15 protein-coding genes are annotated in these 15042 nt (G+C 33.1%); 8 read left to right on the plus strand and 7 right to left on the minus strand.

Annotation, left to right across the window (positions count from 1 at the left end):
- Positions 1-52: 52 nt before the first annotated feature.
- The 3 genes from PQ463_RS20870 to ahcY all read right to left on the minus strand — a co-directional run bounded on the left by PQ463_RS20870 (position 53) and on the right by ahcY (position 4602).
- Positions 53-2371: a patatin-like phospholipase family protein gene (locus PQ463_RS20870; RefSeq protein WP_274255319.1), complete on the minus strand. Its 2319-nt coding sequence runs from the start codon at positions 2369-2371 to the stop codon at positions 53-55.
- 158 nt (positions 2372-2529) lie between these two features.
- Positions 2530-3063, minus strand: coding sequence for a hypothetical protein (locus PQ463_RS20875; RefSeq protein WP_274255320.1), 534 nt, complete (start codon positions 3061-3063; stop codon positions 2530-2532).
- A 222-nt stretch (positions 3064-3285) separates the two neighbouring features.
- Positions 3286-4602 (minus strand): adenosylhomocysteinase, encoded by a 1317-nt coding sequence (gene ahcY / locus PQ463_RS20880; RefSeq protein ID WP_111426181.1) that lies wholly within the window; start codon positions 4600-4602, stop codon positions 3286-3288.
- A gap of 317 nt (positions 4603-4919) precedes the next feature.
- Between ahcY and PQ463_RS20885 the strand changes: the two genes are divergently transcribed.
- Positions 4920-5570 carry a 4'-phosphopantetheinyl transferase family protein gene (locus PQ463_RS20885; protein WP_274255321.1) on the plus strand — a complete coding sequence of 217 codons (651 nt, stop codon included), beginning with the start codon at positions 4920-4922 and terminating at the stop codon, positions 5568-5570.
- Between the two features lie 138 nt (positions 5571-5708).
- On the opposite strand, the gene PQ463_RS20890 is transcribed toward PQ463_RS20885, so the two are convergent.
- The 3 genes from PQ463_RS20890 to PQ463_RS20900 all read right to left on the minus strand — a co-directional run bounded on the left by PQ463_RS20890 (position 5709) and on the right by PQ463_RS20900 (position 7070).
- Positions 5709-6107 carry a group III truncated hemoglobin gene (locus PQ463_RS20890; RefSeq protein ID WP_274255322.1) on the minus strand — a complete coding sequence of 133 codons (399 nt, stop codon included), beginning with the start codon at positions 6105-6107 and terminating at the stop codon, positions 5709-5711.
- Positions 6104-6391: a hypothetical protein gene (locus tag PQ463_RS20895; protein ID WP_274255323.1), complete on the minus strand. Its 288-nt coding sequence runs from the start codon at positions 6389-6391 to the stop codon at positions 6104-6106. The genes PQ463_RS20890 and PQ463_RS20895 overlap by 4 nt, the downstream gene beginning before the upstream one ends.
- A gap of 82 nt (positions 6392-6473) precedes the next feature.
- On the minus strand, positions 6474-7070 hold the full coding sequence (locus PQ463_RS20900) for a Crp/Fnr family transcriptional regulator (RefSeq protein WP_274255324.1): 597 nt from the start codon (positions 7068-7070) through the stop codon (positions 6474-6476).
- Between the two features lie 94 nt (positions 7071-7164).
- On the opposite strand from PQ463_RS20900, the gene PQ463_RS20905 reads away from it, so the two are divergent.
- The 5 genes from PQ463_RS20905 to PQ463_RS20925 all read left to right on the plus strand — a co-directional run bounded on the left by PQ463_RS20905 (position 7165) and on the right by PQ463_RS20925 (position 13490).
- A complete protein-coding gene (locus PQ463_RS20905; RefSeq protein ID WP_274255325.1) occupies positions 7165-7893 on the plus strand; it encodes a phosphoglycerol geranylgeranyltransferase in 729 nt (242 codons plus the stop codon).
- A gap of 20 nt (positions 7894-7913) precedes the next feature.
- On the plus strand, positions 7914-8537 hold the full coding sequence (gene pnuC / locus PQ463_RS20910; protein WP_111379299.1) for a nicotinamide riboside transporter PnuC: 624 nt from the start codon (positions 7914-7916) through the stop codon (positions 8535-8537).
- Positions 8498-10612: a DUF4301 family protein gene (locus tag PQ463_RS20915; protein WP_274255326.1), complete on the plus strand. Its 2115-nt coding sequence runs from the start codon at positions 8498-8500 to the stop codon at positions 10610-10612. Before pnuC ends, PQ463_RS20915 begins: the two co-directional genes overlap by 40 nt.
- Before the next feature lies 1 nt (position 10613).
- On the plus strand, positions 10614-11018 hold the full coding sequence (gene arfB / locus PQ463_RS20920) for an alternative ribosome rescue aminoacyl-tRNA hydrolase ArfB (RefSeq protein WP_274255327.1): 405 nt from the start codon (positions 10614-10616) through the stop codon (positions 11016-11018).
- 282 nt (positions 11019-11300) lie between these two features.
- Positions 11301-13490, plus strand: a complete 2190-nt coding sequence (locus tag PQ463_RS20925; protein WP_274255328.1) for a TonB-dependent receptor — start codon at positions 11301-11303, stop codon at positions 13488-13490.
- 50 nt (positions 13491-13540) lie between these two features.
- Here the strand turns inward: PQ463_RS20925 and PQ463_RS20930 are convergent, their stop codons facing one another.
- On the minus strand, positions 13541-13957 hold the full coding sequence (locus PQ463_RS20930; RefSeq protein WP_274255329.1) for a Rieske (2Fe-2S) protein: 417 nt from the start codon (positions 13955-13957) through the stop codon (positions 13541-13543).
- Between the two features lie 159 nt (positions 13958-14116).
- On the opposite strand from PQ463_RS20930, the gene greA reads away from it, so the two are divergent.
- Both greA and PQ463_RS20940 read left to right on the plus strand, forming a co-directional pair.
- Complete coding sequence (greA, locus tag PQ463_RS20935; RefSeq protein ID WP_026728641.1) at positions 14117-14593, plus strand: transcription elongation factor GreA; 477 nt, start codon at positions 14117-14119, stop codon at positions 14591-14593.
- Positions 14594-14643: 50 nt separating this feature from the next.
- Entirely contained in the window at positions 14644-15033 is a 390-nt protein-coding gene (locus PQ463_RS20940; protein ID WP_274255330.1) for an HIT family protein, read from the plus strand.
- The last annotated feature ends 9 nt before the right edge of the window (positions 15034-15042 follow it).

Here is a 15042-nt window from a genome sequence, read left to right on the forward strand (position 1 = left end):
TATTCTTCTAAATATTTTGGATTTCAAACTTAAACTTTTAGGATTAATTCTCCTATGGATTAAGTGATAATCCTACGCTGAAAAATAAACGTACTTTGTCGATATTATTGATCCATGAAGTATCAAAATGAATTGGGCCTAAAATAGATTGATAAGAAATCGCTGCTCCTCCAGATATTACGAGACTGGTATCGAGATTGTCATCCCAATTTCCTTTTGGATTAAAGGCATGTTTTATATAATCGTTGAAATTATCAAAACCTACAGAAGCAAGATTGAAATGAGGAGTAAGATAAATTTTTCCGATTAAGTTTATTTGAGATCCAAGTTTGAGCCCCATATATTGTGTAACATTAAGTTCGTCTTCATGAAGTCCTGCAAATGAGAAGCGATTGCTTCCCGAACTTGGAATAATGCCACCTATAAAATATTTTGCAGCATAACCAAGTCCTGAAAACGGAAGATCGCCATTTTTCTCTTTATCCTGAAAAATAAAATAAGAGTCGAATCCTACAATTCCTGTAATTTTCTTTTTTATGGGCAATCTCTTTTCATAAGTTAAACCCAATTTGGTGTAGCCATTTGTTGAGCCAGAAATACGCTTAAAGTCTGGATCGTAAAGTGAGGCATCAAGATCGGTAAGAAGTGATCGCGCTATGTTTGATTTTATAATAGTTCCGTCGGTGGCAAAGAAAACTTTATCCATGTCATTATAAGAATAATGAAAGTTGAACTCGATATTGTTAAAGCTGTAGTTGTTGATACTTAAATAATTGGGGTTGTATTCACGGTCATATTTTGGTTTTAGATTTGTGTAACTATAATTTAGTCCAAAACCGACATAACTTTTTAGAGAGTTTAAGTTTCTGTTTACTTCATTGTTGATTTCAACAGTATTGTAAAGTATATTGTCTGATGCTTTTCCATTAATATAAATTTCTTGGCGAAGTAAAGCTCCATAGGCCTCAGACATCCACCACCATTCTCTATGCTGCCCAAAATTTTTCTGATAATTGATTCTTGCTTTTGGCTGTTCGGCAATATCAACCGTTAAAAGAAGACGTGATGCATCTGCAAGAACATTTCGTCCTGTGTAGTTAAAAATGATTCCGACACCTCTGTAAGTGTCATAATGAATTGAGGTGTTTAGCTGATTTTTGGCACGTTCAAATCCGAACAATGTAATGCCTAATTTATCTTCGTCTTTAATGAAATAACTATATGTAATCTCATCAAAAAGATTGGTTCCCATTGCTCTGTTGATGCCTGCTATTAAATCTTTGGTAGTATATTTTACATGGGTTTTGAGGTTGGCTCTTCCAACAACTAGAGGAAGATTTTCAGGACTTATTTTTTTGTAAACAATTGTGTCTAGAACAAACTCATTTGGCATATCGGGCAGTTTATGAGTTCGCTGCGGAAATCCTTTTAGCTTTTCTGATAGGGCAATTAAAGCTGGAAGATTTTGATTTGTAGCAATTTTACCGTCTTTGTAGATTTCGTTGCTATTGGCAAAATCGGCAGTAGAAAAACGTAGATTAGGTAAGTGATCGACCAATATCGTACATAAATCACGGTTTGCAGGATTCTTGATGTTACTGGGGAACATACTGGTCTGCATTAATATGGTCATAAGATTGTTTAGCTTATCGACAGGCTCCATTCCGCCTCCGACATCGCTTCCAATAATAATATCGGCACCCATTTGTTTGGCAACATCAGTAGGGAAATTATTTAATACTCCACCGTCTACCAAAACAGTTTTTCCGTAAGGCATTGGTTTAAAGATAGCAGGCAGCGACATGCTGGCACGCATGGCGTAAGATAAACTTCCTTTGCTTAAAATAACTTCTTTTCCTTCAACCAAGTCTGTGGCCATAGCTCTGAAAGGAATCGGCAGACTGTCAAAATCTTTGACATTGTATACCGGAAAGGTTAACTCAGAAAGGTATTCTCTTAGATTTTGATCATTTAAGAGGGAACCAATGCTGTTAAGTTTCCCATCTTTAACACCTATTCCGACTAAATAGCGTTGAAATTCTCTTTTTTCTTCGGCACTTACAGCTCGTAATGACTGCCCTCCACCTAAGAGTTTATCCCAATAAATATCTTTAGTGATTTTTTCTATACTGTCACCAGAATATCCCATTGCATACAAACCACCTATTATACTTCCCATACTGTTTCCAACAATAAGGTCTGGAACAATGTGAAGAGAGTCTAATTTCTGTAAAAGAGGAATATGTGCAATCCCTTTTGCGCCCCCACCGCTTAACACTAATACGACTTTAGGCTTTTTTTCTTGAGAAAAAATAATTTGCGGAAGGCTGAGTAAAAATAAGAAGACGAATAAATAAGATGTTTTTTTCAATTTTTTACTATTTAAGTATTTGATAAATAGATTCTTATTCTGGTTATTAAAAGTAAGCAGATATTTATAAAAGTACAATTTTTTGAAAAGAAATCTTTTTTAGCTATAGCTAAAAAACAAATAAACCTCACATTTCTGTGAGGTTTTATGGGGGGTATTTAGTTTGATTTTATATTTTTTAAAAGAGCTTTGTTTATCTCTTCTTGTTTTCGTTTTCTTTCTTGATCTTCTTTTTCCTTTTTTTCGAGATCTGCTTTTTTTGTTAGCGAAATTTCCATTTCTTTTTTTAAATCCTCCACTTTTTTAGAGCTTGCTTCTAGATCAGTTTTGGATTTGTTTAGCTTTTCTTCCGATTTTGCTATTTGTTCTTTGGTTTTCTGAATGTTTTTTTGAACATCACTATTTGTATTATTAGGAGAATTTTCAAGTGCAGCTAATTCGTCTTGTTGCTTTTTCAAATCAGCATTTAGTTTAGCGTTTTTTTCTTCTATCTTTTGTTTTTTCTTTTCTTCATTAACCAATGTTTTTTGGGCTTTTGAGCTCTGATTGTGCAATTGATTGGACATTGCTTGTTGAGACCAGTTATTTTCGTCCCTTAATCGCTCACTTGCCCATTTTTGATTTTGTGCATTGATTTGTTGGTGCATTTGCATTCTTTGGTCAATTTGTGCTGAAGCAAAAAACGGCAACATTATCAATAAAGCTGTAATATAATGGATTCTCATAATTTGGTTTTTGGTTGGTTTTTTGAATCCAAATATAGATTTGTTTTTGAAAAATTATTCAAAAATATCTGATTAATTTAAAGATTACAAAAAAAGAAACCCGACAGGTTTTTAAAACCTATCGGGTTTGAATATGTAATAAATCTAAGATCTACTCCCGATACCTATCAGGATTAAATCTAAAATAGATTAGTATCTGTAGTACTCTGGTTTGAATGGACCTTGAACTTCAACACCAATATAAGCAGCTTGATCTTCACGTAAAGTTTCCAATTCAACGCCTAATTTAGCTAAGTGTAAAGCAGCAACTTTTTCATCTAAATGTTTTGGTAACATGTAAACTTCATTTTTGTAAGCTGCGCTGTTTTTCCATAATTCGATTTGAGCTAAAGTTTGGTTTGTAAATGAGTTGCTCATTACAAAACTTGGGTGACCTGTAGCACAACCAAGGTTTACTAAACGACCTTCAGCTAAGATAATGATATCTTTTCCAGCGATAGTATATTTGTCAACCTGAGGTTTGATTTCGATTTTAGAAGCACCGTGGTTTTTGTTTAACCAAGCCATGTCGATTTCGTTATCAAAGTGTCCGATGTTACAAACAACAGTTTTGTCTTTCATTTTTTCAAAATGACTTCCAACAACGATATCTTTATTTCCTGTAGTTGTAATGATGATGTCAGCATTAGCAATTACAGTATCTAATTTTTTAACTTCATAACCGTCCATTGCAGCTTGTAAAGCACAAATTGGATCGATTTCAGTAACTGTTACAATAGAACCAGCACCTCTAAAAGAAGCAGCAGTTCCTTTTCCTACGTCACCATATCCACAAACGATTACTCTTTTTCCAGCTAACATTAAATCAGTTGCACGACGAATAGCGTCTACTGCAGATTCTTTACATCCGTATTTGTTATCAAATTTAGATTTAGTAACAGAATCGTTAATGTTGATAGCAGGCATTGGTAAAGTTCCAGCTTTTACTCTTTCGTAAAGTCTGTGAACACCAGTTGTAGTTTCTTCAGAAAGACCTTTAATTCCAGGAACTAATTCTGGGTAACGATCGATAACCATGTTTGTTAAATCTCCACCATCATCCAAGATCATGTTTAATGGTTTTCTATCTTCACCAAAGAATAAAGTCTGCTCAATACACCAGTCAAATTCTTCTTCATTTAAACCTTTCCAAGCGTAAACAGAAATTCCAGCAGCAGCGATAGCAGCAGCAGCTTGATCCTGAGTAGAGAAAATGTTACAAGAAGACCAAGTAACTTCTGCACCAAGAGCAATTAAAGTTTCGATCAAAACAGCAGTTTGAATCGTCATGTGTAAACATCCAGCAATACGAGCACCTTTTAATGGTTGTTCGTCTTTATATTCAGCGCGAAGTGCCATTAAACCTGGCATTTCAGCTTCAGCTAGTTCAATCTCTTTTCTTCCCCAAGCCGCTAGAGAAATGTCTTTTACTTTATAAGCCACATAAGGCGTAGTTGTAGTACTCATTTATAGTATATTTGTATATTGTAAAATTTTTGCAAATTTACGTAATAGGTTTTTAATTTTACTAATTTCTGTAAGATTTGTGAAATCTTTAATTTCTTAATCCATAGAATGTTAATCTAAAAATCGTTTTTAACTATATAAGTGATGTAAGTTCATTTAAAAAAGATTCGGAAACTATTACCTTTGTTGCGAATTGCTTATATTTACTAATGCATTCTTTAATCCAACAGTTATATTTTCTTAAATGACTTGTATGGTTTAAAATTTACCACAAAACATTTTATTATTAATCATTTGCCATTTATAATTAAAAAGCAATGCCTTTATTTCAGACCATACAATTCAACGAAAATACTAAAATTCTAATTTGGGAAATAACCGAATCTTTTGAAGAATTGTACAGTCGCGTTACTTTGAAAGAAAAGACGCAACGCAGACTAGACGGAATGAAATCTCAAATGCATCAGCGTGCTTTTTTAAGTGTTCGAATGCTGATTCAGGAAATGGGGTTTACAGATAAAGATCTGCATTATGATGAATTCGGGAAACCGTATTTTGATTGTGATAATCATATCTCAATTACACATTCGTACCATTTTGCGGCGATTATTATAAGCAAAGAAAAGGTTGGAATTGATATGGAATTACAGCGCGATAAAATTCAGAGAATTGCAGATAAATTTACAGATTTCGAATGCAAGTATTTAGAACCGAAATCTACAGAAGAATACATAAAAAAACTTACCGTTATCTGGGGTGCCAAAGAGGCAATCTTTAAAATTAGAAATGAAAAAGGTATAAGTTTTAAAGATCATATTAATGTAAACAACTTCTCTTTAGAAGAAACCCAAACGCAGGCAAGTCTTCATTTTGATAATTTGATTAAGGATTTTGATGTTCATTATCAGGAAGTTCAATCAGATAATTTTGAGGGAACTTTTACTTTGGTTTATGCTTTTGAGAAATAAAGTTTTAATATAAAAATTCCAAATTCCAAATTCCAAATATGAAGATTTATTTTCAATTTTGTCATTTCGAGGAACGAGGAATCTTCGCAAGAAACTCCGCAAAGTAAATCATATGTCTTTTAAATAAATAAAAGAATTTTAAATCTCGCTTTCTTTTTGTCTGTGCTGAAACATACTCATGTACAGAAAAGTGCTCATTTTACGGGCGCGTCTTTTTAGTGTTTCGGCATTCTCACCTTCAAAATGTTCGTCAATAGTTTGAAACCAATGATTTAACCAGATTCCGAATTCATTAGGAGTAATTTTTTCATCAAAATGAGCGTCAACTTCGTTGTGAACAGCATGAGGGTTTCCTTTGTATTTTCGGACACCAAATAGATTGGTTTCCCAAAAATCTGTCAGTTTTTCGAGATGCGCATCCCAATCAGAAATCATTTCATTAAAATAAAAGCCGATTTCTCGATCGGCTCTTATTTTAGCATAAAATTGATGCACTAAAAAAGATACATCAGCTCTATTTTCTATTTGTTTTTTCATAGAATAAAACTATTCAAAAGTATAAAGAACAAGCTTAAAAGTGTGCTTAGCATAATAAGATTGAAAACCACTTTGTGTTTCATTTGCGCTAAGATAGATGTATTTGCAAAAACACAGGCTAGAACAATAATTCCTAATTGAATCATTTGCGGAATAGAAGTTCCGTTGGCTAAAACATACATAGCTGCAGCGCCTCCTAAACAGCTTTGTCCAATTACTGCCATTGCAGCAGAACCCATATAATTTCTATTGAAAATGTCGAATGTTGTTTGATATAGTGTCATGGTATTCAGTTTTTTATATCAACAAAATTACAGCTACAATAGTACTGCATTTTATGACTTTAATCATAAAACGGGAATTTTTTTATCTGTATACTTTTCGATTAATAATCTTCAGTTCGCCTTTTTTCTCTAATGCTTTTATTGTTCTAATAACCGTTTCTACACGTAAACCAGTTAAATCTCCAATTTGCTGTCTGGTAAAATTAATGAGATAGCCATTTTTATCTTTTTGAAAATTGAAATAAGCAATTCCGTGATCAATCAGTTTTAGAACGCGATGCTCGGGTTCATGCGTCGAGATTTCGGCAGCCATAACTGATTTATAATACAATCTTTGTGCTAGATTTTCGATTATTTGAATACTTACTTTTGGATTTTCTTCTAAAAGCTTCATGAAGTTTTCTTTTGGAAGAATAAAAAGCTCAGTGTTTTCAACAGCTATTGCATTTGCTGGATATTTTTGATTTAAGAATAATGGAGGTTCTCCAAAAGATTGTCCATTATAAAATATGCCTTGAATAAATTCGCGTCCGTCATCATTGTAATTACTCATCTTTACTTCACCAGAAATAATCTGGTAGTAATTTGACGGAAGATTCCCTTCTTCAAAAATAATGTCATTTTTAGTAAATGATTTTTTTATAACTCCGTACTTTTCTAGTAATCCAACTGTAATCATAATGTGTTATTTACGTTATCAAAAGACGCTCAACAAATATAATTCATTCAAAATAGTTCTTCTACATTAAAAATCTTTTACTTTTACACCCCGTATGCAAGAACAAATACTCACTATTAGACAACAGATTTTAGAAGCTAAAAGCAATGGCCAAAAATTACTGGCAGTGCTTTTGGATCCTGATAAAATTGTATTGGAAAATGTCAATCATTTAATTGAAAAAATTAATGGTTCGCCTGCGACTCACATTTTTGTTGGAGGAAGTATTGTTCAGAACAACATTTTAGAAGAATTGATTTCGGAGTTAAAGCAAAAAACAAACCTTCCTGTTATTTTGTTTCCAGGAGACCCTTCTCAGATTTCACCAAAAGCAGATGGTATTTTGTTTCTTTCTTTATTGTCTGGCCGAAATCCAGATTATTTGATTGAATATCAGGTTCAGGCTGCTCCAATTCTTAAGAAAACAAGTTTAGAAGTTATTTCTACAGGTTATATTTTAATTGAAAGCGGCAATGAGACAGCTGTTGCCCGTGTGAGTAAAACAAAACCTTTAAGTCGTGAGAATCTTGATTTGGTTTTGGCAACAGCACAAGCGGGTGAAATGCTAGGGAATCAGCTCATTTATTTAGAAGCGGGAAGTGGTGCAAAACAGTCTGTTCCAACAGAAATGATTGAACTTATTTCTCAAAACATTCAAATTCCTGTTATTGTTGGTGGAGGAATTGTAGATTTGCAAGGAATTCAAAAAGCCTATCAGGCTGGAGCAGATTTGGTTGTTATTGGAACTGCTTTTGAAAATAACAGTCGTTTTTTTGAGTTATAAAAGACAAATACCACATTTTCATGATAGATTTTTTTTTAGAAAGTTATAAGAACGCACCGCTATGGCATATTGCTTTGGAGTTCCTAGTGTTTGTCTGTGGGATTTTAAGCGTTTGGTTTGCTAAAAAAGAAAATATCTGGGTGTATCCGACAGGACTGATTGCGACAGCAATATCAGTATATCTGCTTTATGTTGCAGGTTATATCGGCGATATGATTATAAATGCGTATTTTTCAATAATGAGTATCTACGGCTGGTATGTATGGGCAAAAGGTGGAACTGCAGAAGATAATCTGCCAATTACCCGTACAAATTTTAATGAAAAAATAATCGGAATCTTACTGTTTATTGTGACTGTTTTTGTAGTTTTCGGGATTTATAAATATTTTGATTACGAAATACATAAAGACAATTATGTTGATATGATTTCGTCAGGAATATTTTTCGCAGGAATGTGGTATATGGCCAGAAAAAAAATAGAAAACTGGACACTTTGGATTATTGGTGATATTATTGTTGTGCCTCTCTACGCTTATCGTGGCTTAGGGATGTTGTCACTTCAGTACATAATTTTTACAATTTTGGCTATTTCAGCTTATTTAGAATGGAGAAAGATCTTAGACAGCAAAAAACAACCATCATAAAAATTGCTTTGTTTGGTCCTGAAAGTACAGGAAAAACAACCTTAGCAAAACAGCTTGCAGATTATTACGAAACCGAATGGGTTCCTGAGTTTGCACGCGATTATTTGCAAGAAAAATGGGAGGAGAATAAGCATATTTGTGTAGCCGATGATATGATGCCAATTGCGTACGGTCAGACTGCATTAGAAAACGAAAAACTGGCCAATGCAAATAAATACTTGTTTTGTGATACCAATTTAATGGTAACCAAAGTATTTTCTGAAATGTATTATGGCTTTTGCGATCCGCTTTTGAATGAAGCGGCGCTCAAGCATGAATATGATTTGTTTTTCCTTACTGACATTGATGTTCCTTGGGAGAAAGATGATATTCGTGATACTCCTGAAGGAAGAGAAAGCGTGTTTTCTGTTTTTAAACAAACTTTAATCGATACAAAAAAGCCTTTTATAACCTTATCAGGTGATAAAGAAACACGTTTGGCAAAAGCAACAGCTATTATTGATGAATTGACTTTAGCTAAAGAACATGATTTTTCATCTAATGATTTTGTCCAGATATACAATAGAGGAATCTCTTTTGCGACTATTTTAAAACAATTAAAAAGTTTTAAAAGAGGAATTGCAAAAAGCAATTTAATTAGACCCGCTACAGTCAACGATGGGATTTTGAGTTTGTCAGACGAAGAATTTCAACAGAAAGCGTTATTTTTTGATCAGCAGAAGGATAAATTTAAAATTAAAAAATTTGTTCCAGCTTCAGGTGCAGCGACAAGAATGTACAAATTCTTAACGGCATTTCTGAATGATTTTGATATTACAAGAGAAACAATAAACGCTTACATCAACAGAAAAAATGATAAAGAACTTGCCATTTTTATCGTTGGTATGGAGAAGTTTCCCTTTTTTGAAACAGTAGACAAAAAATTAAGAGAAATCTATCCTGAATTTGAGACTTTAGAACGAGATTATAAAAATTACTATTTTATAAAATTGCTATTGTCTCCAGATTATTATAATTCAGCAAACAAGCCCAAAGCTGTATTACCATTTCATCAATATGATACACATATTGCCAATCCGATTGAAGAACATTTGAATGAGTGCGTACATTATGCGTCATCAAAAAATGTATCCAATTTGCATTTTACAGTTTCAGAAATACATCAAAATTTATTTGAAGTAGCAGTTGATGAAATTAAAGAGAAGATCGAAAAACCTTCAGGTATTAAGATTGATATCGGATATTCTTATCAAAATAAAAGCACAGATTCTATTACAATAGATGAAAAAAATAAACTGGTAAAAGATAAGAATGACAATTTAGTTTTTAGACCAGGCGGGCATGGCGCTTTGATTGAAAATTTAAATAATTTGGATGCTGATGTGATCTTTATTAAAAATATAGATAATGTAATTCAGAATCATATTGATCAAATTACATTATATAAAAAAGCTTTGGCTGGTGTTTTGGTCGAGATGCAGCAAAAAGTTTTTGAATATTTAAGATTAATTGATCAAGAGAGAATCAAAGAAGATAATATTGAAGAAATTCTTCATTTTTTAGAAAAGAGTTTTAGTGTAGAAATGACTGCGGATTTCAATAAATTTACTTTTGAGAATAAAGTAAGTAAGCTAAAAGAACTTTTAGACAGACCAATTCGCGTTTGCGGAATGGTAAAAAATGAAGGAGAGCCTGGAGGTGGACCGTTTTGGGTTATGAATAAAAAAGGGATAAAATCGCTTCAGATTGTGGAGACTTCTCAAGTTGATTTAGAAGATAAAAAGCAAGAGAAGATTTTGGCTGAGGCAACACATTTTAATCCAGTAGATTTGGTTTGTGGTATAAAAAACTATAAAGACGAAAAGTTTGATCTGTTGCAATATGTAGATCGAGAAGCCGGATTTATTGTAGAAAAAAGTGTTGAAGGGAAATCGGTTAAAAATTACGAATTACCAGGTTTATGGAACGGATCAATGGCCAATTGGTTAACTGTTTTTGTTGCAGTTCCGTTGATTACTTTTAATCCCGTAAAAACGGTAAACGATTTGTTGAAAGCGGCACATCAGCCACAATAATATGGATTCAGAAAAAATTATATCAGAATTAAACTTTAAAGCCGTTCGAAGCAGCGGTTCTGGCGGGCAAAACGTAAATAAAGTTTCGTCTAAAGTAGTTTTGAGTTTTGATCTGAATGCTTCTCAAGCTTTGACTGAAGACGAAAAATTACTTTTACTGGAAAATATTTCAGCAAGATTAACTTCCGAAAACATCTTGATCTTGAATTGTGACGAAGACCGTAGTCAGCTTAAAAACAAAGAGATTGTAACCAAACGATTTCTGGAAATTATTAAAAAAGGACTTTATGTTCCTAAAATTAGAAAGGCGACAAAAGTTCCAAAAGCTGTAATTAAAAAAAGAATTAAGGATAAGAAGAATATTTCTGATTTGAAGCAATCCAGAAGAAAACCTAACTTAGATTAAATATCAATTTTTAAAGTTCCAAATTCCAATAAACTAATTAAAAGTAAGTTTTTGGAATTTGGAATTTCTTTTTTGGAGTTTTAAATATTTTAACACTAAATTTGCACTGTCTCAAAGGGGTGCTCCAAATAACGAGCTGAGATCATACCCAAAGAACCTGAGCGAGTAATGTTGCTAAGGGAAAAACGACATTATCGAGCGTGCACACTTTATTTTGTCGTGAAACACATTTATTAATTTAACAAAAGAATAATTCCCCCTTTTATTCGTAATTCTTTACGAATGAAAACTATTTTTAAAGGTACTGAGGTACTAAGTTGCAAAGGTTCTGAGGTTCAAAAGATGAGCAGAACCAGTTCTATTTTCTTTTCTCTATTTTCTATTTTCTTTTCCCTATTTTCTTTTGCACAGCAGCAGGATTCTACCAAAGTAACTCAGCTTGATGATGTATTGGTTTCTGCAGTTCGTGTTACTTCAAAAACTCCGGTGAGTTTTAGCAATATGGATAAAAAGGAAATTAAGTATAGAAATTTAGGTCAGGATATTCCTGTTCTGATGAATTACATGCCTTCAGTCGTAACTACTTCAGATGCTGGGAATGGTGTTGGTTATACTGGTATTCGTGTACGAGGAAGCGACGCAACACGTGTAAACGTAACTATAAACGGAATTCCGTACAATGATGCAGAAAGCCAAGGAACGTTTTGGGTAAATATGCCCGATTTTGCTTCTTCTGTAGAAAGTCTTCAATTACAGCGCGGAGTAGGAACATCAACAAATGGAGCAGGAGCTTTCGGAGCCAGTTTGAATTTATTGACCGATAGTTATGCTAGAAAAGCGACAGGTGAAATCTCAAGTTCTGCAGGTTCATTCAATACAATTAAAAATACAGTAAAGTTTAGTACTGGTTTATTAAATGATCATTTTGAAATTGCTGGACGTTTGTCTACAATAAAAACACACGGATATATTGATCGCGGAAGTGCCGATTTGAAATCATATTTCTTGCAGGGAACTTATGTTGGCAAAACAACTTTGATTAAAGCGTTGGTTTTTGGAGGAACTGAAAAAACGTATCAATCTTGGAACGGAATCGATGCAGAAACTCTTAATGCAAATCGTACTTTTAATTCTGCCGGAATGTACACAGACGATGCAGGAAATGTTCATTTTTATGATAACGAAACCGATAATTACAATCAGGATCATTATCAATTGCACTGGAGTGAATCTATTTCTGATAAATGGAGCACAAACTTGGCATTCCATTATACAAAAGGAAAAGGATATTACGAAAATTATAAAGAAGACGAACCTGTTGAAGGTTATGGGCCAATTAAGCCAACAAAAACAGTTGAAGATGACAATGGAAATTTAGTTCCAGTAACCGATTTGATTCGTCAAAAATGGTTGGATAATGATTTCTACGGAACGACTTTTTCTGCTAAATATGTAACAGAAAAACTAAATGTTATTTTAGGTGGAGGTTGGAATAAATATGAAGGTGATCATTTCGGAAAAGTAATCTGGGCGCAATATTCAGATCAATCAGCATTAGGGGCTCATTACTATGATGATTATTCGTCTAAAACAGATGGTAACGTTTTCGCGAAAGCAAATTATCAATTCACAGAAAAATTAAGTTTCTATGGAGATTTACAGTACAGAAATGTGAAATATAAAGCAAATAGTAAAGAAACTGGTTTAGTAGACGATAATTTTAATTTCTTTAATCCGAAAGCTGGTTTGAATTATGCTTTCAATGAAAAAAACACTTTGTATTTCTCTTACGCAAGAGCAAATCGTGAACCAAATAGAACAGATTACGAAGGTGGAAATGTAAAGCCAGAAAAACTGAATGATTTTGAATTAGGTTGGAGATTCAATTCAGAGAAATTTCAATTGAATTCTAATTTGTATTATATGGGATACAAAGACCAGTTGATTTTAACAGGAAGACTAGACGATGTTGGAAACCCGATTCGTGCGAATACTGAGAAAAGTTACCGTTTAGGATTTGAGTTTGATGCCACAATTGCGCTTTCTGAGAAATTCACATTAAGACCAAACTTTACTTTAAGCAGTAATAAAAATGTTGATTTAGCAGTTGATGGAGAATATTACGGAACAACCAAAATTGCCTATTCTCCAGAAGTAATTGCAGGAAACGTGATTGTGTATAAGCCGATAGAAAGATTGTATCTTTCATTATTGCAAAAATATGTTGGAGAGCAATACATGAATAATATTGAGCTTCCGGCCGCTAAACTGGCAGATTACTTTGTGAACGATTTTAATGCATCTTACGAAATAAAACCAAAAACGATTTTTCAATCGATAACAATCACAGCTTTGGTGAATAATATTTTCGATAAAAAATATGTTTCAAACGGTTATATGTGGGATGTTTATCCATACTATTATCCGCAAGCAGGAACCAATTTCTTAATTGGTTTGAGTTTGAAATTTTAATTAAGCTAGAACACAAAAAAGCCTGAAATTATTTTCAGGCTTTTTTGTTTTTAATTGTATACATGAATAACAGTTCCAGAATATTCGACACGATATTGTTTCATCGGATATTCTTTTCCGCCAAGTCCTGTAAATAAATTATATTGAGTTTTGTCGCAGGAACAAACAGCGTAAATTCCGTCAATTGTCATTGCGGTGCAAGAAGTTAAAGCTTGGTTTGGACAAGCTGCATCAAAAGCAGTATAAGTTCCTTCACCAGTTTTCATTACGATAATTCCTTTTGCACCATAATTAGCAACATAAACAGGGTTACTAGGATACAGTAGTTTGTTGTAAGTCGGAAGATTAGTGTCCAGATACGCGTTTATCGAATAATTGGGAATGTACGGATTGTTATTACTTCTGTTATTGTCACTGCAAGCGAATAAAACTGCAGTAAATGCGATAAAGAACCAGATTTTTTTCATTATTTGAATAAGAATTAGTTAAAACAAAAATAATTTATTTAGATTTGAAATCTATATATGATTAACATATAATTATGTACTATTAAAAATTATAGTATATTTGTGGTAAGAAAATCCCGTCGCGATGGGATTTTTTGTATTTATATAAACGATGAAGTTATGAGTAAAGTATCTTATTATACAGCAGAAGGATTAAAAAAATTAAAAGATGAATTGGAGCATTTAAAGAGTGTAATGCGTCCAAAGGCATCTCAAGATATTGCAGATGCAAGAGATAAAGGTGATTTGTCTGAAAATGCAGAATATGATGCAGCAAAAGAAGCGCAAGGTTTATTAGAAATGAGAATTGCTAAACTTGAAGAAGTATATGCAAATGCAAGATTAATTGATGAATCGCAATTAGATGTTTCTAAAGTTTTGGTTTTATCGAATGTAAAGATCAAAAACCAAAGTAACGGAATGGAGATGAAATATACACTTGTTGCAGAAAGCGAAGCAGATTTAAAAACAGGTAAAATCTCTGTAACTTCTCCTATCGGGAAAGGTTTATTAGGAAAATCTGTTGGAGAAGTAGCCGAAATTACAGTTCCAAATGGAGTTTTGAAATTTGAAATTCTAGAAATTTCGAGAGACTAAGTCATTGCGAGGAACGAAGCAATCACACTATTAAGATTTAAAAATAAACCATGAGTTCAATATTCACTAAAATAGTTAACGGAGAAATTCCTGCATACAAAATCGCTGAAGACGATAATTATTTAGCATTTTTAGATGTAAATCCAAACGCTAAAGGGCATACACTATGTATTCCGAAGCAAGAGATTGATAAGATTTTTGATATGGACGAAGAACTGTATTTAGGGTTAATGAAATTCTCAAAAAGAATTGCAGCAGCTTTAGAAAAAACAGTTCCGTGCAAAAGAATCGGAATCGCAGTTGTTGGATTGGAAGTGCCTCATGCACACGTACACTTGATTCCGTTAAACCATATGGACGAGATGCGTTTTATTGATAAAGTGTCACTTTCAAAAGAAGAATTTGAAGCTTTAGCAAAAGATATTCAGTCAAATTTGTAAAAAAGAAAG

The sequence above is a fragment of the Flavobacterium sp. KACC 22763 genome (assembly GCF_028736155.1).
GTDB lineage: Bacteria > Bacteroidota > Bacteroidia > Flavobacteriales > Flavobacteriaceae > Flavobacterium.

Coding starts and splice junctions, on each gene's coding strand:
- PQ463_RS20875 (WP_274255320.1), bottom strand. CDS start 3,063: ATGTTGCCGTTTTTTGCTTCAGCACAAATTGACCAAAGAATGCAAATG.
- pnuC (WP_111379299.1), top strand. CDS start 7,914: ATGATAGATTTTTTTTTAGAAAGTTATAAGAACGCACCGCTATGGCAT.
- PQ463_RS20915 (WP_274255326.1), top strand. CDS start 8,498: ATGGAGAAAGATCTTAGACAGCAAAAAACAACCATCATAAAAATTGCT.
- PQ463_RS20900 (WP_274255324.1), bottom strand. CDS start 7,070: ATGATTACAGTTGGATTACTAGAAAAGTACGGAGTTATAAAAAAATCA.
- PQ463_RS20905 (WP_274255325.1), top strand. CDS start 7,165: ATGCAAGAACAAATACTCACTATTAGACAACAGATTTTAGAAGCTAAA.
- PQ463_RS20940 (WP_274255330.1), top strand. CDS start 14,644: ATGAGTTCAATATTCACTAAAATAGTTAACGGAGAAATTCCTGCATAC.
- PQ463_RS20895 (WP_274255323.1), bottom strand. CDS start 6,391: ATGACACTATATCAAACAACATTCGACATTTTCAATAGAAATTATATG.
- PQ463_RS20890 (WP_274255322.1), bottom strand. CDS start 6,107: ATGAAAAAACAAATAGAAAATAGAGCTGATGTATCTTTTTTAGTGCAT.
- greA (WP_026728641.1), top strand. CDS start 14,117: ATGAGTAAAGTATCTTATTATACAGCAGAAGGATTAAAAAAATTAAAA.
- ahcY (WP_111426181.1), bottom strand. CDS start 4,602: ATGAGTACTACAACTACGCCTTATGTGGCTTATAAAGTAAAAGACATT.
- PQ463_RS20885 (WP_274255321.1), top strand. CDS start 4,920: ATGCCTTTATTTCAGACCATACAATTCAACGAAAATACTAAAATTCTA.
- PQ463_RS20925 (WP_274255328.1), top strand. CDS start 11,301: ATGAAAACTATTTTTAAAGGTACTGAGGTACTAAGTTGCAAAGGTTCT.
- PQ463_RS20930 (WP_274255329.1), bottom strand. CDS start 13,957: ATGAAAAAAATCTGGTTCTTTATCGCATTTACTGCAGTTTTATTCGCT.
- arfB (WP_274255327.1), top strand. CDS start 10,614: ATGGATTCAGAAAAAATTATATCAGAATTAAACTTTAAAGCCGTTCGA.